17 protein-coding genes and 2 pseudogenes are annotated in these 19,551 nt (G+C 71.2%); 10 read left to right on the forward strand and 9 right to left on the reverse strand.

All coding sequences use genetic code 11. The features are described 5' to 3' along the window. Both AB0I73_RS30295 and AB0I73_RS30300 read left to right on the forward strand, forming a co-directional pair. Positions 1-178: pseudogene (locus tag AB0I73_RS30295) on the forward strand ((2Fe-2S)-binding protein); the annotation flags it as partial. After that, a complete protein-coding gene (locus AB0I73_RS30300; protein WP_363042667.1) occupies positions 162-704 on the forward strand; it encodes a DUF1360 domain-containing protein in 543 nt (180 codons plus the stop codon). The pseudogene AB0I73_RS30295 and the gene AB0I73_RS30300, both read left to right, overlap by 17 nt. A gap of 78 nt (positions 705-782) precedes the next feature. Here AB0I73_RS30300 and AB0I73_RS30305 read toward each other — a convergent pair whose 3' ends face one another. The 3 genes from AB0I73_RS30305 to AB0I73_RS30315 all read right to left on the reverse strand — a co-directional run bounded on the left by AB0I73_RS30305 (position 783) and on the right by AB0I73_RS30315 (position 2,472). Further along, entirely contained in the window at positions 783-998 is a 216-nt protein-coding gene (locus tag AB0I73_RS30305; protein WP_363042669.1) for a DUF2243 domain-containing protein, read from the reverse strand. A gap of 67 nt (positions 999-1,065) precedes the next feature. Then, on the reverse strand, positions 1,066-1,704 hold the full coding sequence (locus AB0I73_RS30310) for a hypothetical protein (protein ID WP_363042671.1): 639 nt from the start codon (positions 1,702-1,704) through the stop codon (positions 1,066-1,068). Positions 1,705-1,764: 60 nt separating this feature from the next. Further along, entirely contained in the window at positions 1,765-2,472 is a 708-nt protein-coding gene (locus AB0I73_RS30315; protein WP_363042735.1) for a DUF2071 domain-containing protein, read from the reverse strand. Positions 2,473-3,226: 754 nt separating this feature from the next. Between AB0I73_RS30315 and AB0I73_RS30320 the strand changes: the two genes are divergently transcribed. The 3 genes and pseudogenes from AB0I73_RS30320 to AB0I73_RS30330 form a co-directional block, all read left to right on the forward strand. Further along, the gene (locus AB0I73_RS30320) at positions 3,227-4,045 is read left to right on the forward strand and encodes a HEAT repeat domain-containing protein (protein ID WP_363042673.1); all 819 of its coding nucleotides are present in this window, start codon (positions 3,227-3,229) and stop codon (positions 4,043-4,045) included. Further along, positions 4,039-5,076, forward strand: coding sequence for a HEAT repeat domain-containing protein (locus tag AB0I73_RS30325; RefSeq protein ID WP_363042675.1), 1,038 nt, complete (start codon positions 4,039-4,041; stop codon positions 5,074-5,076). The genes AB0I73_RS30320 and AB0I73_RS30325 overlap by 7 nt, the downstream gene beginning before the upstream one ends. 231 nt (positions 5,077-5,307) lie before the next feature. Continuing rightward, a pseudogene (locus tag AB0I73_RS30330) lies at positions 5,308-5,751 on the forward strand (SDR family NAD(P)-dependent oxidoreductase); the annotation flags it as partial. A gap of 104 nt (positions 5,752-5,855) precedes the next feature. Here AB0I73_RS30330 and AB0I73_RS30335 read toward each other — a convergent pair. Then, on the reverse strand, positions 5,856-7,088 hold the full coding sequence (locus AB0I73_RS30335; protein WP_363042677.1) for a DUF4241 domain-containing protein: 1,233 nt from the start codon (positions 7,086-7,088) through the stop codon (positions 5,856-5,858). 555 nt (positions 7,089-7,643) lie between these two features. Here AB0I73_RS30335 and AB0I73_RS30340 point away from each other — a divergent pair. Together AB0I73_RS30340 and AB0I73_RS30345 are read left to right on the forward strand one after the other, a co-directional pair. After that, on the forward strand, positions 7,644-8,588 hold the full coding sequence (locus tag AB0I73_RS30340) for an SDR family oxidoreductase (protein ID WP_363042679.1): 945 nt from the start codon (positions 7,644-7,646) through the stop codon (positions 8,586-8,588). 108 nt (positions 8,589-8,696) lie between these two features. Beyond that, positions 8,697-9,020, forward strand: coding sequence for a hypothetical protein (locus tag AB0I73_RS30345; protein WP_363042681.1), 324 nt, complete (start codon positions 8,697-8,699; stop codon positions 9,018-9,020). Between the two features lie 287 nt (positions 9,021-9,307). Here AB0I73_RS30345 and AB0I73_RS30350 read toward each other — a convergent pair whose 3' ends face one another. Beyond that, on the reverse strand, positions 9,308-11,296 hold the full coding sequence (locus AB0I73_RS30350; protein ID WP_363042683.1) for an ABC transporter ATP-binding protein: 1,989 nt from the start codon (positions 11,294-11,296) through the stop codon (positions 9,308-9,310). A 596-nt stretch (positions 11,297-11,892) separates the two neighbouring features. Further along, positions 11,893-13,026 (reverse strand): glutathione-independent formaldehyde dehydrogenase, encoded by a 1,134-nt coding sequence (locus tag AB0I73_RS30355; RefSeq protein ID WP_363042685.1) that lies wholly within the window; start codon positions 13,024-13,026, stop codon positions 11,893-11,895. Positions 13,027-13,199: 173 nt separating this feature from the next. Between AB0I73_RS30355 and AB0I73_RS30360 the strand changes: the two genes are divergently transcribed. Next, positions 13,200-13,391: a hypothetical protein gene (locus AB0I73_RS30360; RefSeq protein WP_030931808.1), complete on the forward strand. Its 192-nt coding sequence runs from the start codon at positions 13,200-13,202 to the stop codon at positions 13,389-13,391. A 27-nt stretch (positions 13,392-13,418) separates the two neighbouring features. Here the strand turns inward: AB0I73_RS30360 and glpK are convergent, their stop codons facing one another. The 3 genes from glpK to AB0I73_RS30375 form a co-directional block, all read right to left on the reverse strand. Beyond that, positions 13,419-14,936: a glycerol kinase GlpK gene (gene glpK, locus AB0I73_RS30365; protein WP_363042687.1), complete on the reverse strand. Its 1,518-nt coding sequence runs from the start codon at positions 14,934-14,936 to the stop codon at positions 13,419-13,421. Between the two features lie 63 nt (positions 14,937-14,999). After that, a complete protein-coding gene (locus AB0I73_RS30370; protein WP_363042689.1) occupies positions 15,000-15,887 on the reverse strand; it encodes an MIP/aquaporin family protein in 888 nt (295 codons plus the stop codon). A gap of 49 nt (positions 15,888-15,936) precedes the next feature. Beyond that, positions 15,937-16,281, reverse strand: coding sequence for a hypothetical protein (locus tag AB0I73_RS30375; protein ID WP_363042690.1), 345 nt, complete (start codon positions 16,279-16,281; stop codon positions 15,937-15,939). A 378-nt stretch (positions 16,282-16,659) separates the two neighbouring features. Here AB0I73_RS30375 and AB0I73_RS30380 point away from each other — a divergent pair, with 378 nt between their 5' ends. Next, entirely contained in the window at positions 16,660-18,198 is a 1,539-nt protein-coding gene (locus AB0I73_RS30380) for a pectate lyase (RefSeq protein ID WP_363042691.1), read from the forward strand. A 127-nt stretch (positions 18,199-18,325) separates the two neighbouring features. Next, a complete protein-coding gene (locus tag AB0I73_RS30385) occupies positions 18,326-19,549 on the forward strand; it encodes an MFS transporter (RefSeq protein ID WP_363042693.1) in 1,224 nt (407 codons plus the stop codon). Positions 19,550-19,551 lie beyond the last annotated feature (2 nt).

Here is a 19,551-nt window from a genome sequence, read left to right on the forward strand (position 1 = left end):
GAACGTCCGCGGCCCGGCCACCGCGCCGCAGCCCGCCTTCGACACCCGGGTCCTCGACGGGCAGGTCGAGGTGCGCCTGCGCCGAGCCGACCGGGGCGAGCGAGTGTCGAACGACCGGGAAGCGAAGCGGCAACGGGCCGGAACAGGAACGGGTGCAGCTCATGGACACAGCAGCTGAAAGCCGCTTCGCAGGACGCCTGCACCGGCTTCTCCAGCGCACCGGACGAAGCTACTCAGCAGGGAACGACCAGCCGCTGGGCGGCCACCTCGTGGCCATGACGGGCTTCGCGGCGTACACGGCGGCCTGGGCCACGGCGGTACGGCTGCGCGGCCGCCCGCTGCCCGACCGGCCCGAGCCGTGGGACGTGGTCCTGACCTCGGTCGCCACTTTTCGGCTCAGTCGGCTGCTGAGCAAGGCAGCGGTGACCAGTCCGCTGCGGGCCCCCTTCACGCGGTACGTCGGTCCACAGGGCCCGGGCGAACTGCACGAGGAGGCGCAGCCCGAGGACGGCAAACGCACTGCCGGAGAGCTGGCGACCTGTCCTTTCTGCATGAGCGTCTGGATCACCTCGACCCTGACCGCCGGCCAGTTGCTCTGGCCGCGCGCGACCCGCACCGCCATGGGCGCGCTCGCCGCTGTGGCCGGGGCGGACACGCTGCAACTGGCGTACGGCGCGCTGGTCGAGAAGACAACCGGTGAGTGACCCGGTTGCGGAGGAAACGGTGCGGGGCGGCCCGAAGTTCTCGTCCGGCAGCTGCGCCGGGACAGGGGTGCGGGAGCGTCAGCGTGCCGATCCGGCTCGATTGCGGCGGGCCGCGCGCACGGCCGGACCCACACCGGTGAGCAGCAGGACGAGACCGGCGACGTCCCACGCCCAGTCGTACGGGGTGACATCCACGTCGCAGCGGATCTGGTGCAGGCGCAGCAGCGGCCACAGTCCGCCCACGACGTCGAGGACGCCGTGCGCGACCGCAGCCGTGCCGGCGGACTCTCGCACTCTGGTCCTGCCCAGGGGAGGAGCCTCCCTTCGTGAGGATCGGCCGGGTTCCCCGTGCCGGGTGTCCTCACTGCGGGACGAGCGCCACCGTCGTCGTGACCCGGGTGACGGAGGGGTTCCTCGGCACCGAACCGAACCCGAAGCGCACAGGCGGCTGGACGAGCGCCATCCCTCCCAGGGCCGTCCCCTCGAAGGCCGCCGACACCGCACGGATCGGCAGCAGGTCCCGGGCGCCGTACCACTCGCGGCGGCCCCCACCGGCGCTGCCGCGGGTGCGCACTCCCGGCAGCAGCAGGCGGGCGGGGCGGTCCGTCAGCGCGCTCCATGCCGGATGCCGGGCGAGCGCGCCGGGAACGGCACGCAGCACAAGGCCCAGAAGCCGGCGCCGGCCGGTGGTGAAGCGCAGGTCGAGCGGTCCCGCGGTGACGGTCCAGGTGGCGTCCGTGACGCTCACGTCGACCGGGACGACACGCACCGTGTCGAAGACGTAGGTGCCGCTGATGAAGTCCGCTGCCTCCCGCGTGGGGGCCAGCAGCAGCCTCTCCCCGTCGGCCCGTTCCAGCATCACGTCACTGAACGCTCCGAAGGGCGACCGGTGCCAGTGTCCGAGCACGATCCGCGTACCGGAGGAGGTGCCCATCCCCGCGATCCAGCCCTCGAAGCGCAGCCTCGGGCGTCGCGTGATTCCGCCGAGAACCCGGCTCATCCGCTCGTGCCCGCCCGGCGGACCTGCGGCGCCCCGGCCCGGCAAGGGTCTGCCGGGCAGTCAGGAAGGCCGGCGGGCACGCCCTGGGGCGCAGGGCCTGGGGAGCCCGAGCCGTACATGCCTGACACCTTCCGAGAAGTGCACCACGGGCTCGCCGAGCGGAGCCTCCCCGAGGTCCGCCGCAGTGGTCAGCGTCTCCTCCAGCACGTCGACGGCGGCCCCGGCCAGCGGCCACGGCTCGTGCTCGACGGGCGTTTCCCAGAGCACGCCGAGCCGACGGGTGTACGCCCGCCAGCGCGAGGTCAGCCACACGTCCCGCTCCGTCGGCACGACCGGTTCGCCGCGGCGGACGAGAACGCGGTAGGAGGCGTCCCTGTTCCCTCTCGTACCGGAGTACGCGACGGCGTCCCCGTCCGTGGAGACGCTGAGGCTGCCCGGGTTGTACGGCGCGCCGATGGCGCGGGCCACCAGCATCAGGGGGAAGGCCACCTCGATGGACAGGAACCAGAGCCCGTCCCGTCCGTCACGGTGTCGGACGTAGGTCCGCAGGTTGGTCTCCGCGAACGTCGGGAGGCCGAGCAGCGCGGCCGGGACGCCGGGCAGGCGTACGTCCGCCATGACGAAGGGCGTGAGTCCCACCCATGCGGCGCCGTCATACTCGTCCACGACCAGTTCCTCGGGCAGCAGCGCCTGTACCGCCTCCGGCCGGAAGGGCCAGTGGACGAACGTCTGCGTCAGCCAGCCGGCCCGCAAGGCGGGCAGACGCACCCGCTGTTCCGCTCCGTACGCCACCACGGGCGGCGGGTCCCCCCGCACGATCGAAGAAAACGCGGCATGGACCTGAGGGTGCCGCCCGGTTGCGGCAGCGGTCTGTTCCTCCTGTCCGAGCGATGAAGGCGTCACTGTCCGGGGCCATGTCGGGAGAGCTCTCGATCGACGGAGCCACGAACGGGCCGGCGCGCCGGGTGGTGGCCGACGGCCCGTCCAGGTGGACAGCGGGTTCGCCGTTCTGCTGCGTCGTGGTCCGTCTCGTCGGCGAAGCACGACCGCAGACCGTGACCGGCCGACGCTTGAGGACCGTGCGTCAGCCGGCCGAGCCGGTCTCGTGCACCCGGAACGGGCCGCGGCGCCGAGCAACGGCGACCATGGTGCCTGTGTTCAGGTGGCGGCGAGCGTCTCACGTGCTGTGCGGCGTCCGCGGGAGGCCGCCGTCGTCGACCGTACCGACGGCGGCCTGGTGCGGCGCCCTGGCCCGACCAGCAGTCCGCTGTACGGCCGCACCGCTCGGCGGCCGTGACGCTCGTTTCACGCTCTGAGCACCCGGCAGCCCGCTGACGGAACCGAAAACACGCCCTGACCTGAGCTTTCTCTTGCCTCGACACGACCCGACAGGTGTCCGACGACGCACCACGTGGAGTGCGCGGCGATCCTGGAACCGACCGCCAAGGGGGCTTGACCTGCGGGTTTTTCTGGACTGCCGGTCATGGGCTTGACCTTGACACGGTGACAAGGTGTCCCCTGGGTGCAGGAGGTGGTTTCGATCAACCCCACCAACGGAACCCCGCAGAACGCCCGCGTGGCCGACGCCCTGAGCGCCGAGAACTCGTCGGTCCGGCTGCAGGCGGCCCTGGCGGCCGGCTCGAACCCCGACCCCGGCTTCCTGGAAACGCTCGTCGAGCGGTGCGCGGTCGAGCCGGACTTCTTCGTGCGGGACATGCTGTCCTGGGCGCTGACCCGCCTCCCGCCGGAGACCACCCTGCCCCGGCTCCGCCGGGAACTCGCCTCCGAGCGGACTCAGGCCCGCAGCCAGGCGTTGCACACGCTCTCCAAGATCGGCGACAGGAGCGCGTGGGTCTGGATCACGCGCTCCATGCTGCGCGACGCCGACGAGGAGGTCGCGCGGACCGCGTGGCGGGTCGCGGTCGCCCTCGTGCCCGAGGACGAGAAGGGGGACCTGGCCGACGAACTGGTCATGCAGCTCGGCCGCGGTGACCGCGATGTGCGGCTGAGCCTGAGCCGGGCCCTCGTCGAGCTCGGCGACGTGACCGGGTCCGCCCTGGAGAGGGCCGCGGCGAGCCCCGACCCGGCGGTGGCCACGCACGCCCGTGCCACCGAGCTGCTCCGGCAGGACCCGGAGACCGGTTTCGACGCGGCCGTCGAGGAGGCGAAGCGAGTCGTCGCACTCGGCCCGGAACGAGCCGCTGCCGCCGCGGCTGCGCCGGGAGCCGCGGAGACTGCGGAGACCGCCGACGCTGCGGAGACCGCCGAGCCTGGGGAGACGACCAGGTCGGTGGAGGTCGCCAAGGTCGCGAAGGTCGCCGCGGAGACCGCGGAGTGCTGATCGGCGAGGTGGCCCGCCACTCCGGGGTGAGCACCCGGATGCTCCGGCACTACGACGCCCTCGGGCTGGTGCGGCCGACCGGTCGCACCGTCGGCGGCTACCGCGAGTACTCGACCGAGGACGTCCGCAGGATCTTCCACGTGGAGAGCCTGCGGTCCCTCGGGCTCTCGCTCAAGCAGATCGGGCGCGCGCTGGAGGACCCGGCCTTCACACCGTCCGCCCTGGTCAGCGACCTCATCCGGTGGACGGAAGACCGTCTGGAGCGGGAACGGGAGCTGCTCGAGCGGCTCCGCGCCGTCGATGCGTCGGCGCCCACCGGCTGGCAGGACGTCCTGCGCATCGTCGAACTCATGCAGGGGCTCGGCTCGACCAGCGCCGCGCGCAGGCAGCAGGCCGTCCTGGCCCGGCCGGGGAGTGAGTCGGTCCCCGCCGAGCTGCTGGCCGGGGCGGTCCTGGCCGAATCCGACCCCAACGTCGCCGGCGCCCTGCGCTGGGCGCTCGCCCGGTCGGGCGGCGACGGCGTGGCGGCACTGGCTGACGGCGTGCGCTCGGAGGACGTCGACGTCCGGCGGCGCGCGGTGTCGGCGATCGCCGAGATGGCCGAGGCCCCGGGGGCGACGGCGGTGCTCGCGGACGCCCTCGGGGACCCGGACACGACGGTGCGCAGGCACGCCGCTCTGGCTCTGGGCAGGCGTGGGATGACCGCGACCGTGCCGACACTCGTCGGCATGGTGGTCGAGGGTTCCCACGACGTCGAAGCGGCGGAGGTGCTGGGAACGCTGTCCCGGGACCCCGGGTGCGCGGACCGGATCATGACCGCACTGGTCGACGAACTCGCCGCGCCCACCGCGGACTCCGCGACACGGATACGTCTGGCCCAGGCGCTGGTCGAGCTGCCGGGGACCACCGTGCGGGAGGTCCTGCGCCAACTGGCCCGCGACGACGACCCCGCTGTCGCTCTCGTCGCCTCGGCCTTCGTCACGGTTCTCGAGGAGCGGTCCCCCGAAGAGCGAGGAGACGAGGATTCCTGAAGGCACGTGGCCGAGGCGCCGCGGAGCCCTGTCCCGACAGGCATGCCGGCCGCGGGATCGGAGACGGCGATCACTTCCTCACGGCCATCACCCACCCCTTTTCGGCGACGGCTCTGGGCGACTCAACCTCGTTGCTCCGGGGGTACCCCTCACGTCACGGGCGCGTGGTACTACTTGCCCCGGCTGCGATCCGAGCAGTCTCAAAGGGGAAGGCACACAGGAGTGTCGGCAGGCAAGACGGCACTGGTGACGGGTGCGAGCAGGAGGGTGGGGCGGGGCATCGCGCAGAGACCGGCGCAGGACGGCGCCCTGGTGGCGGTGCACTTCCGGGAGGACGAGAGCGCGGCCGAGGAAACCCTCGAGGCGATCCGGAACCGCGGCGGACGCGCTTTCGCGGTACAGGCGGACCTCGGCGAACCGGGGGGCCCGCAGGCTCCCCGCACCCGGATCGCCCTCCTCGGCGAGGCCGAGGCCACCGCCGCCCGCCGCGGCACCGGCGACCTGCAGGGCCTGGAGCACATCCGCACCCTGCTCGCCGGCCAGGGCCACGACACCACGGGAATCACCCTGGCCCTGTTCTCCCTGCACGGGTTCCACCCGGACCTGATCGAGTCCGCGGCCGGCCGCGAGGATCTGCTCCTGGTCGACCTGGCGACTCTCCACGGGGTCGGGTAGCCACCTGCCACGAAGCCGGCGGAAGCCGTGTTCGCCGGGATTTCGGTGGCATGCGTCCCGCCCGCGAACGTACCCGTGCGTCCACGGCGTTGCACGGTCCGATGCTAGAGGTACGACGTGATCACCACGACCGAGACGAGTTCGCCGGCGGCGGAGCGGCCGAGCCACACCGGCCACGTCCCGTCGCCCCCCGTGCAGAACGACACCAGGTCGCTTCCGGTCGCCTCGTCGACGGCACGGAGGTGGCCGTCGCCGAGGAGCTCGCACGAGTCGTCGTCCTGCTCCTCGTAATAGCGCCTGACCTTCCCGGACAGGGCCTCCCAGGCCACGGCGTCCGCGAAGCCACCGGCCGCCCCGTCGGTACCGAAGCCGTAGGCGTGGCCGTCGAGGAGCAGACGGGGATCTTCGCCCTCGCTCAGCGCCAACTGCCAGGAGGCGACGGGCTCGTCCCGGATCAAAAGGCGTACGGCGGGCTCCTCGGTGACCGGGAACCGCTCGCCGCCGTACTCGCCCTCGCCGACGACCACGGCTGTCTCCAGCGGGTACTCGCCGGGAGGTATGCGCTCGGCGAGTTCCCGGGGCTTCTTGTCGAGAGGGTCCGAGACGGCCAGGCGTCCGGTCGGGATCCGCACCATGGCGATGTGCCGCGGTTCGGCTGTCTCCGTCTTCTCCCAGGGCTCCACGGGGAAAGGGTTCCCCGGCCGGAAGAGGTCGTTGACCGCCGACTCCATGCGCAGGGGCTTCGGCGGGTGCCACAACGATGCGGGCTTTTCACCGCCCGGGAAAGCCGTCTCCTGTGCTGTGGCGTCACCGGGCTCGGGCCCGTCCGACGGTTGGGACGAGTCGGCCGCCCGGACTCCGAACCCGCACCGGTCGTGCCACCGCCGCTCCTCCGGCACGTCGGCCAGGGTGTGGAACGACCCGCCGCCCTCGCCCCGTTCCTCCAGCACCTTTCTGCCGCTGTGACCGGGAAGGAGTTCCACCGTGAGCCGCCAGGCATCGGGAGCCAGGTCCGGCTGCTCCGGTGAGGCGTACCGTCGTTCCACGTACTGCCGCAGGAACAGCCGGTCGTCTTCCAACAGCCGGAGGTCGACCTCGCGGGTTCGTCGCCCCAGCTCGTCATAGGCCCACTGCCCGACGAAGTGGTCACGCCAGGCGACAAGGTGCACCTCCGCAGGGATCGCGCGCCCCGGGACCCGGTGCAGTACCACATAGGGGGCCCCGGCTCTGTCCCGTTCCTCCGCCTCCGCCCGCGTCAGCGGTCCGAAGACGCGGCGGGCGCCGGCGTCCCAGCCCTCGGCGTACGAAACCGCCACCATGTCCTTGTCCTCGTCCATACCCGCCCCTCCGGCCCGGTTCCGGCCACCCGAAAGTGAACCGCAACCCGTTGATCATTTTCCGGGCAGCGTAATCCCCGCCCAGGACAGTGGCTCCGGACCGCGGTGACCCACCGATCACCGGCCACGGTACGCACCCCTGCTGACGGCGCCCAGCTCCCCGGACACCGACGAACGGGCCAAGGCCCTCGACTCTTCGGGTACGCCGGACCGCCGTTCCGGCGCTGGGACTGTTCCTTGGCGGAGATGCCCCGGATCGCGCGGGACGCACACGCGCGGTCCGTCAGGACGGTATCCGGTCCGGTTCGGGGTCCTCGTGCCGGTGATGCGCGTGAGGCTCCCCCGAAGGAAACTGGATGCGGACCCCCTCGGGCCCGCCGACGCCCGGACGGCCGGACGGCGGAATCGGTGGTCGGCACCTGCGCGACCGCAGGAGTGGACACGCCGCCGGTGGGCCTGCGGCCCTCTCGTGGAATCGCGACGGCCACACGGGTGAGCGCTGTCCGGTCGGCGGCCCCCTGCCGGCCTCGGTCCGGTGACAGAGAAGAGGAACGCATGCGCACCTCCACCGGCACACGCGTACACACCGCGGCTCACGACGGCCCCCTGCGCGGGCGCGTCGCCGTGGTGACCGGGGCGGCCCGCGGCGTCGGCGAGGCCCTCGCCCGGCGCCTGTCCGCGGACGGCGTGCGCGTCGCCCTGCTGGGCCGCGAGGAGAAGACCCTTCACCGGGCGGCGGCCGCACTGACCTCTCCGAGCGTCTGCGTCGAGACGGACGTGACCGACCATGCCGCGCTCGACGAGGCCGCACGGCAGGTCGAGGAGCGGCTCGGGCCCGCCGCCGTCGTCGTGGCCAACGCGGGGATCGCCGCGGGCGGCCCCTTCAGCCGTACGGCGGCCGACCTGTGGCGGCGCGTCGTCGACGTCAACCTCGTCGGGTCGGCGAACACGGCCAGGGCCTTCCTGCCGCAGCTCACCCGCACCCGCGGCTACTTCCTGCAGATCGCCTCGACCGCCGCCTTCGGGTCCGCGCCCATGATGAGCGCGTACTGCGCGTCCAAGGCGGGCGCGGAGTCCTTCGCCCAGGCCCTGCGGGGTGAGGTGGAGCCCGACGGGGTCGCCGTCGGCATCGCCTACCTCCACTGGACCGGCACCGACATGGTCGTCGGCATCGACGACCATCCGGTCCTGCGGGCCCTGCGCCGGAACCAGCCGTGGTTCGCACGCCGGGTGCACAGCCCCGACCAGGTGGCCGACTGGCTCGCCACCGGCATCGCGCACCGCGCCCGGCACGTCTACGCCCCGCCGTGGCTGCGCTGGTGCCAGCCCCTGCGACCGATCTTCCCGTCCGTGGTCGCCCGCATCGCCCGCCGCGAACTGCGGGAGCCGTCCACCGGCGACCTCGGGGCCGAGGTCGGAGTACTGGGCGCGGGCGGCCGCGCCGACTGGGAGACGTTCCTGTCCACCACCCGTCCCGGGACCGCTCCGGGACGGGAGTAGGGGTCCTGGCGGCGGACGGTCCCGGTCGAACGCCTTGAACGGCGTCCTCGTCGCTCCGGCCGGATGACGGGACAGCCGAGCGAGGCGGCGGGGGACAGAGGGGACGTCATGGAAGCGGGCCGGGCTCCGGAGAAGACCCCCGACGGGCACTCCGTCGTCGTCCGGGGACGGAGATGGCGGGCGACGGATCCCTCCGTTCCGGAGGAGACCGCGGCCCGTCTGCGCCGTCACCTCATGGCGGCCCGGCGCGCGGTGCGGGCCGCGACGGCCGCGGGCGACGCCCGGGCCGAACGCTCCGCACGCGGTCGTGTCCACCGGGCGAAGGTGGCGTTGGGGGAGCGGGGCACACCGTGGTGGGAACAGTCCGGGAGCGATCGCCGCCAGCGGTGGGAGCAGGGGCCGGCGCGGCTCGACGCGGACGCGCCGCGCTGAGGCGCCGGCAGCGCCTCGGCCGGGTCGGATGCAGCGTTCACCGGACAGCGGAGGGGACGGACCGGCGACGCCGGCCGATCGTCGTCGCAGCCCCCGCACCGGGCGTGGGTGGGTCGCCGCTCCCGCACGGCACGCAGCGCCCGCGGGTGCATCCCGACCGGGGCCGGGCCGGCTGCTCGGTTCACGGGCTGTGCGCCGGGCACGGGGTGGTTCGGACCCCGGGAGTGGAGCCGCCGGGCGGTGGGAGGAGGGGCCGGCACGGTGAGCGGGCCTTTCGGGCGGAGGTTTCAGGCGGGGTCCGCGACGGGGGGTGAGGTGGGGCGAGGGATGGCGCCGGCGGGGATGTACTGGGCGGCCTGGGCATCGAACATCGCGGCGTAGCGCCCTCGGGCGGCCATGAGTTCGGCGTGGCTGCCGTGCTCGGCCAGTCGCCCCTGGTGCAGGACGTAGATGCGGTCGGCGTGGCGGACGCCGGACATGCGGTGCGTGACGAGGACGACGGCGCGGTCCGGTGCGGCGAGCCGGCGGATGCGGTCGAACGCCTCGATCTCGGCTTCCGGATCCAGGGCGGAGGTGGGTTCGTCCACGATGAGGACGCCGTCCGCCGGCGAGGTGGAGCTGCGCCAGTGGGTGCGGGCCAGGCCGATCTTCTGCCATTCGCCGCCGGACAGTTCGACGGCTCCGCGGAACACGCGGGCCAGCAGGCTCTGCAGCCCGTCGGGGAGTTTGGCGACGACCGGGTCGGCCCTCGCGTAGTCGACGGACGCCTGCAGGTCTTCTGAGGAGGCGGCGTGGCCGGGGCGCCCGATGCGGATGTTCATCGCGGCCGTCACCGGCCAGCGTTGGAAGTCCTGGGTGAGCAGTGCGACGCGGTCGAAGACCTGGGAGCGTTCCAGGCCGGCGATGTCCGAGTCGCCCCACCGCACGGTTCCCTCCTGGGGCAGCAGCAGGCCCGAGAGGATCTTCATGAGGGTGCTCTTGCCGGAACCGTTCTCGCCCACCACGGCCGTGACCGAGCCCATGGGCAGGGTGAGCGTCACCTGGTCCAACGCCGGGGCCTCGCGGTCGGGATAGCGGTAGGTGACCCGGTCGAGGGTGACCTGCTCGATCCGTTTCGGGACCGGACCGCCGGTCCCGGGGATGGCGCGTCGGGCGGCCTCGGTCAGGAAGCGTCCGTGATCGCGGACGTAGAGGGACTCCTCGTGCAGCGTGTTGACGTTCATCACCAGGGCGCCCAGGCTCGCCGAGCCGGAGCGGACGGCGATCACCGCGGTGCCGGCCACCGCCAGGCTCATGTGCCCGCTCATGATCAGCCAGATCATGGTTCCGTAGGTGGCCGCCATCGCCACTCCGGACAGTGCGGCGGCCGCCCACTCGGTGACCGCCTTGCTGGAGGCCAGCCGTTCCTGCTCGGCCTCGGCGCTTCGGGCCATGCGCTTGTACCGGCTCAGCAGGAAAGGGCCGACGCCGTGGATGCGCACCTCCTGGGCGGCGGTGCGCTCGGTCAGGAGGTTGCCGATGAGGCGGCTGGCCCGCAGGTGCTCGATCCAGCTCATCACCGACACGTAGCGCTCCTGGGCCACGCGCATGGCACCCCAGCCGCGCGGTGCGGCGATGAGGATCAGCATGGGCAGCAGTGCCGGGTGCAGGACGGTGAGCACGCCGGCCGTGGCCACCAGCGAGATGGTGCTGTTCAGCGCGGCGACACAGGCGCTGATCATGCGGCGGGCGGAAGCCGGGCCGTACTGGGCGATGTCGATCAGGCGGCGGAAGTCCGGGTCGTCGATGGCTTCCAGCTCGACGGAGGTGGCGGCCGCCAGGTACTGGGTGGTGGCGATCCGCTCGACGAGCGGTTCCAGGCGGCCCGCCCGGGACGTGGACCATCCGGCGAGAACCGAGTTGACGACGGCGATCGCGGCGACGGTGAGCAGACCAGGCAACAGGGCGTGGAGTCGTTCCACGGCGCTGCCGGAGCCGAGGAGGGCGTGCATGATGGCGTTGACGGCAAGCAGTCCGACGGCGGCGGCGACGCCCTGCCCGACCTCGCTGATCCCGACGGCGACGAGCGCCCGGCGGTCCGCCTTCCACGCCATGCGCAGGGTCGCGCCGACCAGGGTCGGCATCGATCGGAGGGCGGACAGCATGGTCAGGTCCAGCCGTGCGTTTTCGTGTCGGGACCAGCCCATGTCGTAGCGCAGCGGGCCGCCGAACAGTTCGCGCTCTGCGTCGGACACCTCCGGCTCGGCCGGCTGGACCTTCCCGAAGAACCTCTTCACCGTGCTCCTCCCCGCGCAGGCCGGTCCGGCGCCCTGTACGAAGGGCCGTGGGCGGGCAACTGGAGGACGACAGCGCTGTGGCGACGTCCGCGAGCAGCGGGTGGCGGTTTCCGTGAACGCCGTGGGCCGGACTCCGACAAGGCCATCGCGTACCTCCGGGGGTGAATTCGCAGTTCGCCAGAGAGAGTTGCGCGGTGGCCGTCCCTTTGAACAGGGAGCAGTCACCACCGCCGGTTGCACACCCCCGGGTACACGCCCGCGCACACACCGGCCTCGATCGCTGCGAAGGGAGCAATGATGCGGAGGAACGCTGCAGACCGAACTCCGGCCCGCGTCCGCCAGGGCGTCGTTCTCCTCGGTGCGGAAGCGGCGGCGGAGGCTCTTGACGGCCTGCCGCACGTCGATGTCGGCCCGTTCGCCCCCGTCCCGCTCGAAGCGGAGTGGATCGGCCGTCAGTTCGGCGGACCGGGACAAACCTATGGGGGGTGTGGCGAACGGCTCGACCGGCACCGGTCGTTGGTCGGCAGGGAAAAGCGTGAGCACCCGAGCGGTTCGGGGCTCACGCTTCTCGCTTCCCGGTTCGGGGCGCCGTGGTGTTACGGGTGCAGCACCACCTTGGTGTAACCCTCGATCCGCTTGTCGAACTTGTCGTAGGCCGACGCCGCCTGGTCCAGGGGCAGTTCGTGGGAGACGACGAAGCTGGGCTTCGCCCTGCCCTCGATGATCATGTCGCGCAGCTGCCGGTTGTAGCGCTTCACGTTGCACTGTCCCGTACCCATCCGCAGGCCCTTCTCGAAGAGCTTGCCGATCGCGACGAGGAGCATGCCGCGCTTGGCCTGTTCGTCCGGGCCTCCGGGGTCGGACGGGACGTAGAGACCGGGCACGCCGAGCGCTCCGGTGGCCCGGACCGTACCGACGAGCGAGTTCAGGACGGTCGCCGGTTCTTCGTGGTCCGCACCGTGCGCCGACGCCTGGTAGCCGACGGCGTCGACGCCCTTGTCCGTGCCGAGGCCCTCGGTCTGGTCCTTGATCTGCTCCACCGGGTCGCCCTCGGCGAAGTTGATCGGAACCGCGCCTATCTCCTCGGCCTTCTGCAGCCGCTCGGGGACCCGGTCCACGGAGAACACCTTCTTCGCGCCGCGCAGCAGGGCCGAGTAGGCGGCCATCAGGCCGACCGGCCCCGCGCCGTAGACCGCGACGCTCTCGCCGGGGCGGACCTGGGCGAGTTCACAGCCGTGGTAGCCCGTGGGGAAGATGTCCGCGAGCAGGATGAAGTCGGTCTCGTGCTCCTTTCCCGCCGGCAGCTTCAGGCAGTTGAAGTCGGCGTAGGGAACGCGCAGGTACTCGGCCTGGCCACCCTTCCAGGGCCCCATGGCGACGTAGCCGTAAGCGCCGCCCGGGAAGCCGGGGTTGACGGTCAGACAGTACCCGGTGAACCCCTCGACGCAGTTGGTGCAGAAGCCGCAGGCGACGTTGAAGGGCATGACCACGCGGTCGCCCTCCTTGAGCGAGGTGACGCCCTCGCCGGTCTCCTCGATGATTCCCATGTTCTCGTGGCCGAAGACGATGCCGGGCTCGGCAGCGGTACGGCCTTCGTACATGTGCAGATCGGAGCCGCATATCGCGGTGGAGGTGACCCGTACGATCACATCGTTCGGATGCTGGATGCTGGGCTTCTCGACTTCTTCGACCGCGACGCTGAACGGCTCCTTGTACACGACGGCCTTCATGGTTGCGACCTCCACTCGACGACACTCGATGGCGTACGTGCTCGATCGCCACGCCCCCGCCCGCTGTCCGCGTGACTCATGTCTCATGATTCTCCGGTCTACTCGATCGGGCAAACCGGTAATCTCCGGATATGTGAACACTCGGCGCCGTGCCGAGAAGGGAGTGGTGGAACATGGCAGCGCAGAGGCTGGGGACCCTGCTCGTCCCCGTGCCGGGGTTGTCCGGCACCACGTACCCGCCGGGAACGACCGTGACGGTCCGTGGTCGCGGCGCGACAGTGGACGCCTTCGTCAACGGCGACTGGCTCCCTTTGTCATGGTGGGAGTTCTCCGACGGCCTCCGCGAGGACATCGCCGACCGCTGAGAGCCGCGCCGGCCGCCGGTGGTCGGGTCAGGTGACCTTGACCCAGTCCAGGGTGCGTTCCACGGCACGCTTCCAGCCCCGGTAGCCGTCCTGGCGCTGCTCCTCGCTCCACATCGGGCTCCAGCGCTTCGACTCCTGCCAGTGCGAGCGCAGCTCGTCGGTGTCGTGCCAGAACCCGGTGGCGAGCCCGGCGGCGTAGGCGGCGCCCAGCGCGGTGGTCTCGGCGACCACCGGACGGCTGACCGGCACACCCAGCACGTCGGCCTGGATCTGCATGCACAGATCGTTCGCGGTCACGCCGCCGTCGACCTTGAGCACGTCCAGGTGCACGCCCGAGTCCTGCTCCATGGCGTCGACCACGTCACGGCTCTGGTAGCAGATGGCTTCCAGTGTGGCCCGTGCGATGTGGCCCCCGGTGTTGTAACGGGCCAGGCCGACCATGGCGCCGCGGGCGTCGGAGCGCCAGTACGGGGCGAACAGACCGGAGAAGGCCGGAACGAAGTACATCCCGCCGTTGTCGTCCACCGAACGTGCCAGTTGCTCGCTCTCCGGGGCGCTCGTGATGATCTTCAACTGGTCGCGCAGCCACTGCACGGCCGCGCCGGTGACGGCGATGGACCCCTCCAGCGCGTAGACCGCCGGGCTGCCGGCGAACTGGTACGCCACCGTCGTCAGCAGTCCGTGCTGCGAACGCACCAGATCCGTACCGGTGTTGAGCACCAGGAAGTTGCCGGTGCCGTAGGTGTTCTTGGCCTCGCCGGGGGAGAAGCAGACCTGGCCGACGGTCGCCGCCTGCTGATCGCCGAGTACGCCGGTGATCGGAACGGCGGCACTCAGCGGCCGTGAGGTGCGGGCCTGGCCGTACGCCTCGGGATGGGACGAGGGGTTGATGGTGGGCAGCATCGCGCGCGGGATGCCGAAGACGTCCAGCAGTTCGTCGTCCCAGTCCAGGGTCTCCAGATTCATCAGCATGGTGCGGCTGGCGTTGGTCACGTCGGTGGCGTGCACCCCGCCGTTGGGTCCGCCGGTGAGGTTCCACAGCACCCAGGCGTCCGTGTTGCCGAACAGGGCGTGGCCGGCCTCGGCGGCCTCGCGCAGTCCGTCCACGTTCTCCAGCAGCCACTTGATCTTGCCGCCGGAGAAGTAGGTGGCCGGTGGCAGGCCGGCCTTGTGGCGGATGACCTCGCCGTGGCCGTCACGCTCGAGGGCGGCGGCGATGCTGTCGGTGCGGGTGTCCTGCCAGACGATGGCGTTGTAGTACGGACGGCCGTTGCGCGGGTCCCAGACCACGGTGGTCTCGCGCTGGTTGGTGATGCCGATGGCCTTCAGGTCGGTGGCCGACAGATTTCCGGCACGCAGGGCGTTCTGGATCACCGTGTTGGTGCGCTCCCAGATCTCCACCGGGTCGTGCTCGACCCACCCCGACCGCGGCAGGATCTGGCGGTGCTCGAGCTGGTGCTTCGCCACCTCGTTCCCGTCGTGGTCGAAGATCATGAAGCGTGAACTGGTGGTGCCCTGATCCACCGCGCCGACGAATTCGGGCATCGTGGCCACTCTCCTCGTGGTCGTGCGGGAAGGCATGCGGGCCCGTCCGCCCGGGGCAGGGCCCTAGGGCTCCTCGGTGGCCGGGCCTTCCTCGGCCGCACCGAGCCGGGCCTTGAGCACCGGGCTGATGAGCAGGTCGTAGACGACGGTCCCGATGACTCCGCCGATGAGGGGGCCGACAATGGGAATCCACCAATAGCTGCTGAACCATCCGAAGGTTCCGGGTAGGGCGATGGAGCCCCAGCCTTCGGAATAGGTGAAAAGCCTGGGTCCGAAGTCCCGGGCGGGATTGATCGCATATCCGGCGTTGGTGCCGAATGTGAAACCGATCCCGACGACGATCAGGCCGATGAGGAACGGGCCGAGATTGGACCCGGGGGCCATGTTCCGGGTGTCGATGAGCGCGCAGATCAGCAGCAGCAGAATCCCGGTGCCGATGATTTGGTCGAGCAGGGGGCCCCACCAGGAATTTCCGAAGTATTCGGCGGGGAATGTGGCGAAGATCGAAAATGTCGCCAGTGATTCGTCCCGCGGGATTCCCGCCTTGGCGTTGGCCGCGTCGATCGCCCATCGGTAGGACGCGTAGACGAGCGCGGCGCCGACGAACGCCCCCACGACCTGTGCCAGCCAGTAGGGCAGGACCTTCCGCCAGGGGAAGTCCCGCCGGACGGCGAAACCCAGCGTCACCGCGGGATTGATGTGGGCGCCGCTGATACCGCCGGCCACATAGATGCCGAACACCACGGCGAGACCCCAGCCCCACGAAATGATGATCCAGTTGGCAGGGCCGAAGGCCACCGTTTCTCGGCCTGATCCGGGCAGGCCGACAACGGCGACGGCCACCGACCCGGTACCCAGGAGAATCAGGACGAACGTTCCCAGGAATTCTGCGATCATCTCGCCGGCGAGGCCTTCTCGATAGCCGCGTCGACGGGCAATGCGTTCAGCCATCGGTTCTCCTCGGCTGGAATGGCACAATCTTGCCCCCATTACCGGAAGCTTATGGTCGCCGGGGGCATCCCGCCTGCGCGGCGCCGGAATTCCCTCCCATGGAGTAATGGCGCCTTTCCGTTCTCTGCTCGAGGTGACCCGGCCGGGGCGGCGGGAAAACCGCGCTGGGCGTGTTGCCTGTGGCCGGTCGGACCGGGGAGGCGTGGGTCCGGGTGGCCTTGACCGTGGCGTGGGCGGGGGCGCCGGGGTGGAGGCCGAGTTCGGCGGCGGCGAAGACGGTCACCGTGCCGGACGGCTTGCCGGACGAAGAGCCGGAGGAGGGGGCGTCGGGGGACGACGAGCAGGCGGTCACGGCGCCCAGGAGCAGCAGCGCGACGGTGTCCGCACCGGCCACCCGCCTCGTCCGACGGGCCCGGGGGCGGGACGGGGCGTCACGGGGCTTCTCCCTCCGCCCACTGCTTGCTTCTCATGGGCCGATCCAGGGGAACGCGGCCACTGGTCATGCTGCCGCAGATACGAGGAGGAATTCCTTGTTGATGCGCACATGCTGCAGAAATCCTGCACCAGGGCTGCATATGCGGCTCCGGAGGGAAGGTGGACGACGTCTGGTGTATGAGATACGAAAAGGCGCACTCATGGCGTCCGGAGCCTTGTCAGTCCGGACGGGGTCGCCCTATTCTCGCGGCGAGAAAGCGCTTTCCATCGGTCGACGGCGTTCGACGGCACTCTGTATGACATGCCCATGACGTTAAAGAAGCAGGGAGAGCTCCGCATGAAGAGATCAGCAGCGCTGAGGTTCCACGCGACACTGGCCACGGCGGCCCTCGCGGCCGCGACCGGACTGGTGGTGTCGATGCCCTCGGCGTCGGCCGCGACCGGCAGCGCCACCGGCTACGCGACCCAGAACGGCGGGACCACCGGCGGCGCGGGCGGGCAGACGGTCCGGGCCACCACGGGCACCGCGATCCACGCCGCCCTGTGCAACCGCGCCAGCAGCAGCACCCCGATCACCATCGAGGTCCAGGGCACCATCAATCACGGCAACACCAGCAAGGTGTCGGGCGGCAGCTGCAACACCGCCGCCGGTGTGATCGAGCTCAAGCAGATCAGCAACGTCACGATCGTCGGGGTCGGCAGCGGTGCCGTCTTCGACCAGCTGGGCATCCACATCCGGGAGGCCCGCAACATCATCATCCAGAACGTGACCGTCCGGAACGTCAAGAAGTCCGGCTCGCCCACCTCCAACGGCGGCGACGCCATCGGCATGGAGAGCGACGTCCGCAACGTCTGGGTCGACCACGTCACCCTGGAGGCGTCCGGCGGGGAGTCGGAGGGCTACGACGGCCTCTTCGACATGAAGGACAACACCCAGTACGTGACCCTGTCGTACAGCACCCTGCGCAACTCCGGCCGCGGTGGCCTCATCGGATCCAGCGAGAGCGACCGCTCCAACGGCAACATCACGTTCCACCACAACCTGTACGAGAACATCGACTCCCGTGCACCGCTGCTGCGGGGCGGCATCGCCCACATGTACAACAACCACTACAAGCGCCTCAACGACTCCGGCATCAACTCCCGGGCCGGGGCACGCGCCAAGGTGGACAACAACTACTTCGAGGACTCCAAGGACGTCCTCGGCACCTTCTACACCAGCGAAGCCGGCTACTGGCAGGTCGGCGGCAACATCTACGACAACGTGACCTGGTCCGCCCGCAGCGGCGACAACCAGCCCGCCGGCCCCGACCCGACGTCCAACACCTCGGTCGGCATCCCTTACTCCTACAAGCTCGACGCCGCCAACTGCGTGCCGGACGTGGTGAACCGGACGGCGGGAGCCAACAAGGGCCTGAAGGTGTCGGACGGCAACTGCACGCCGCAGAACCCCGCCCCGACCGACCCCACGGACCCGACGGACCCCACGGACCCGACCGATCCCCCCACCGGGACCAACCTCAGCCGCGGTGCCGGTGCCGACGGCTCCAGCAAGGCCGGTGGCACGAGCTACGGCAACGTGATCGACGGCAACCTCGGCACCTACTGGTCGCCGAGCGGCTCGACCGGTTCCGTCTCGGTCAAGTGGTCGTCCGACACCACGGTGTCGAAGGTCACCATCCGGGAGGCGTCGGGCTCCGAGGGTGCCGTCCGGTCCTGGCGGCTCCTCAACCACGACACCGGTGCCGTCCTGGCCTCCGGCAGCAGCGCGGGCGTCGTCTCCTTCGCGCGGACCTCGCTGCGCAAGATCACCTTCGAGATCACCGGCTCGAACGGCACGCCGCGGATCGCCGAGTTCGAGACCTACAACGGATAGGGACGGGTGAGCCGCCGTCCCACCCGTCGGGTGCCGAGCACCGGCTCGGCACCCGATGCCCGTGTTCTCGGACAGTGCCGCCCGAAAAGAGTGTACGTTCGTACGCTCCCTGGATAAGGTCAGGCGCATGACCACTGACGTACTGCGCCGGCCCGCCCTGGCCGAGCGGCAGGCTCGCGCAGCCGTTGCCGTCCTCTTCTTCACCAACGGGGCCCTGTTCGCGAACCTTCTGCCCCGCTATCCGCAGATCAAGGCGGACCTCGGCATCGGCAACGCCGCCTACGGGCTGGCCGTCGCGGCGTTCCCGACGGGGGCCATCGTCGCCGGTCTGGCGGCGGGGGTCCTCATCCGTCGCCTGGGGTCGGCGCGGGTGGCGGTGGTGAGCACCCTGCTGACCGGAGCGGGGATCCTCGTCGCGGGCGTGGCGCCTTCGGTGGTGCTGTTCGCGGGAGCGCTGTTCCTGGCCGGAGCGATGGACGCGATCACCGATGTCGCGCAGAACGCCCACGGCCTGCGGGTGCAGCGCCGCTACGGGCGCTCCATCATCAACTCCTTCCACGCCATCTGGTCGATCGGAGCCGTCACCGGCGGCTCCATGGCCGCCGCCGCCATAGCGCTCGACCTCTCGCGCGGGGCGCACCTGACGATCTCGGGGGTGGTGTTCGGTCTCGCCGCCTGTGTCGCCCTGCGGTTCGCCCTGCCCGGACCCGACACCGAGCCGGTCGAGGACACGGAGGAGAAGGGCGCCGAGAGCGGGGCGCCGCAGCGGAACGGCCGCCCGGCCGTGGCTTCACGCGTCCGCTACGTGATGATCGCGCTCGTCCTCATCGCGACGGCCGGCACGCTCGTCGAGGACGCGGGCAACTCCTGGGCCGCGCTCTACCTCTCCGGCTCGCTGAACGCCTCGGCGGCGCTGGCGGCATCCGGCTTCATCGCCCTGGTGGGCGCCCAGTTCGTCGGCCGGATCCTCGGCGACCGGCTCGTCGACCGGTTCGGCCAGCGCGCGGTGGCCCGCGCCGGCGGCCTCATCACCGCGGTCGGCATGGGGCTGGCGCTGGCCGTGCCCACGGTGCCCGGAACGATCCTCGGCTTCGCCGCGGCCGGGTTCGGCGTGGCGACGCTGGTGCCCGCGGCCATGCTCGAGGCCGACGAACTGCCCGGCCTCAAGCCCGGATCGGGGCTCACGATCGTCTCCTGGCTGATGCGGCTGGGATTCCTGCTCTCCCCGCCGGTCGTCGGGCTCGTCGCCGACGAGGCCGGCCTTCGGCTGGGACTGGTGGTGGTGCCCCTCGCGGGCGCGCTCGTGGTCGTGTGCGCGGGGGTGCTGCGGGCCGGCAGCGTCAGGCGGTAGTC

The organism is Streptomyces sp. NPDC050388 (assembly GCF_040655635.1).
In the GTDB taxonomy this organism is placed as follows: domain Bacteria; phylum Actinomycetota; class Actinomycetes; order Streptomycetales; family Streptomycetaceae; genus Streptomyces.

Excerpts from the sequence above, each read along its gene's own strand:
- AB0I73_RS30300 (WP_363042667.1), top strand. The coding sequence starts at position 162 with ATGGACACAGCAGCTGAAAGCCGCTTCGCAGGACGCCTGCACCGGCTT.
- AB0I73_RS30310 (WP_363042671.1), bottom strand. The coding sequence starts at position 1,704 with ATGAGCCGGGTTCTCGGCGGAATCACGCGACGCCCGAGGCTGCGCTTC.
- AB0I73_RS30335 (WP_363042677.1), bottom strand. The coding sequence starts at position 7,088 with ATGGACGAGGACAAGGACATGGTGGCGGTTTCGTACGCCGAGGGCTGG.
- AB0I73_RS30340 (WP_363042679.1), top strand. The coding sequence starts at position 7,644 with ATGCGCACCTCCACCGGCACACGCGTACACACCGCGGCTCACGACGGC.
- AB0I73_RS30345 (WP_363042681.1), top strand. The coding sequence starts at position 8,697 with ATGGAAGCGGGCCGGGCTCCGGAGAAGACCCCCGACGGGCACTCCGTC.
- AB0I73_RS30355 (WP_363042685.1), bottom strand. The coding sequence starts at position 13,026 with ATGAAGGCCGTCGTGTACAAGGAGCCGTTCAGCGTCGCGGTCGAAGAA.
- AB0I73_RS30360 (WP_030931808.1), top strand. The coding sequence starts at position 13,200 with ATGGCAGCGCAGAGGCTGGGGACCCTGCTCGTCCCCGTGCCGGGGTTG.
- glpK (WP_363042687.1), bottom strand. The coding sequence starts at position 14,936 with ATGCCCGAATTCGTCGGCGCGGTGGATCAGGGCACCACCAGTTCACGC.
- AB0I73_RS30370 (WP_363042689.1), bottom strand. The coding sequence starts at position 15,887 with ATGGCTGAACGCATTGCCCGTCGACGCGGCTATCGAGAAGGCCTCGCC.
- AB0I73_RS30380 (WP_363042691.1), top strand. The coding sequence starts at position 16,660 with ATGAAGAGATCAGCAGCGCTGAGGTTCCACGCGACACTGGCCACGGCG.
- AB0I73_RS30385 (WP_363042693.1), top strand. The coding sequence starts at position 18,326 with ATGACCACTGACGTACTGCGCCGGCCCGCCCTGGCCGAGCGGCAGGCT.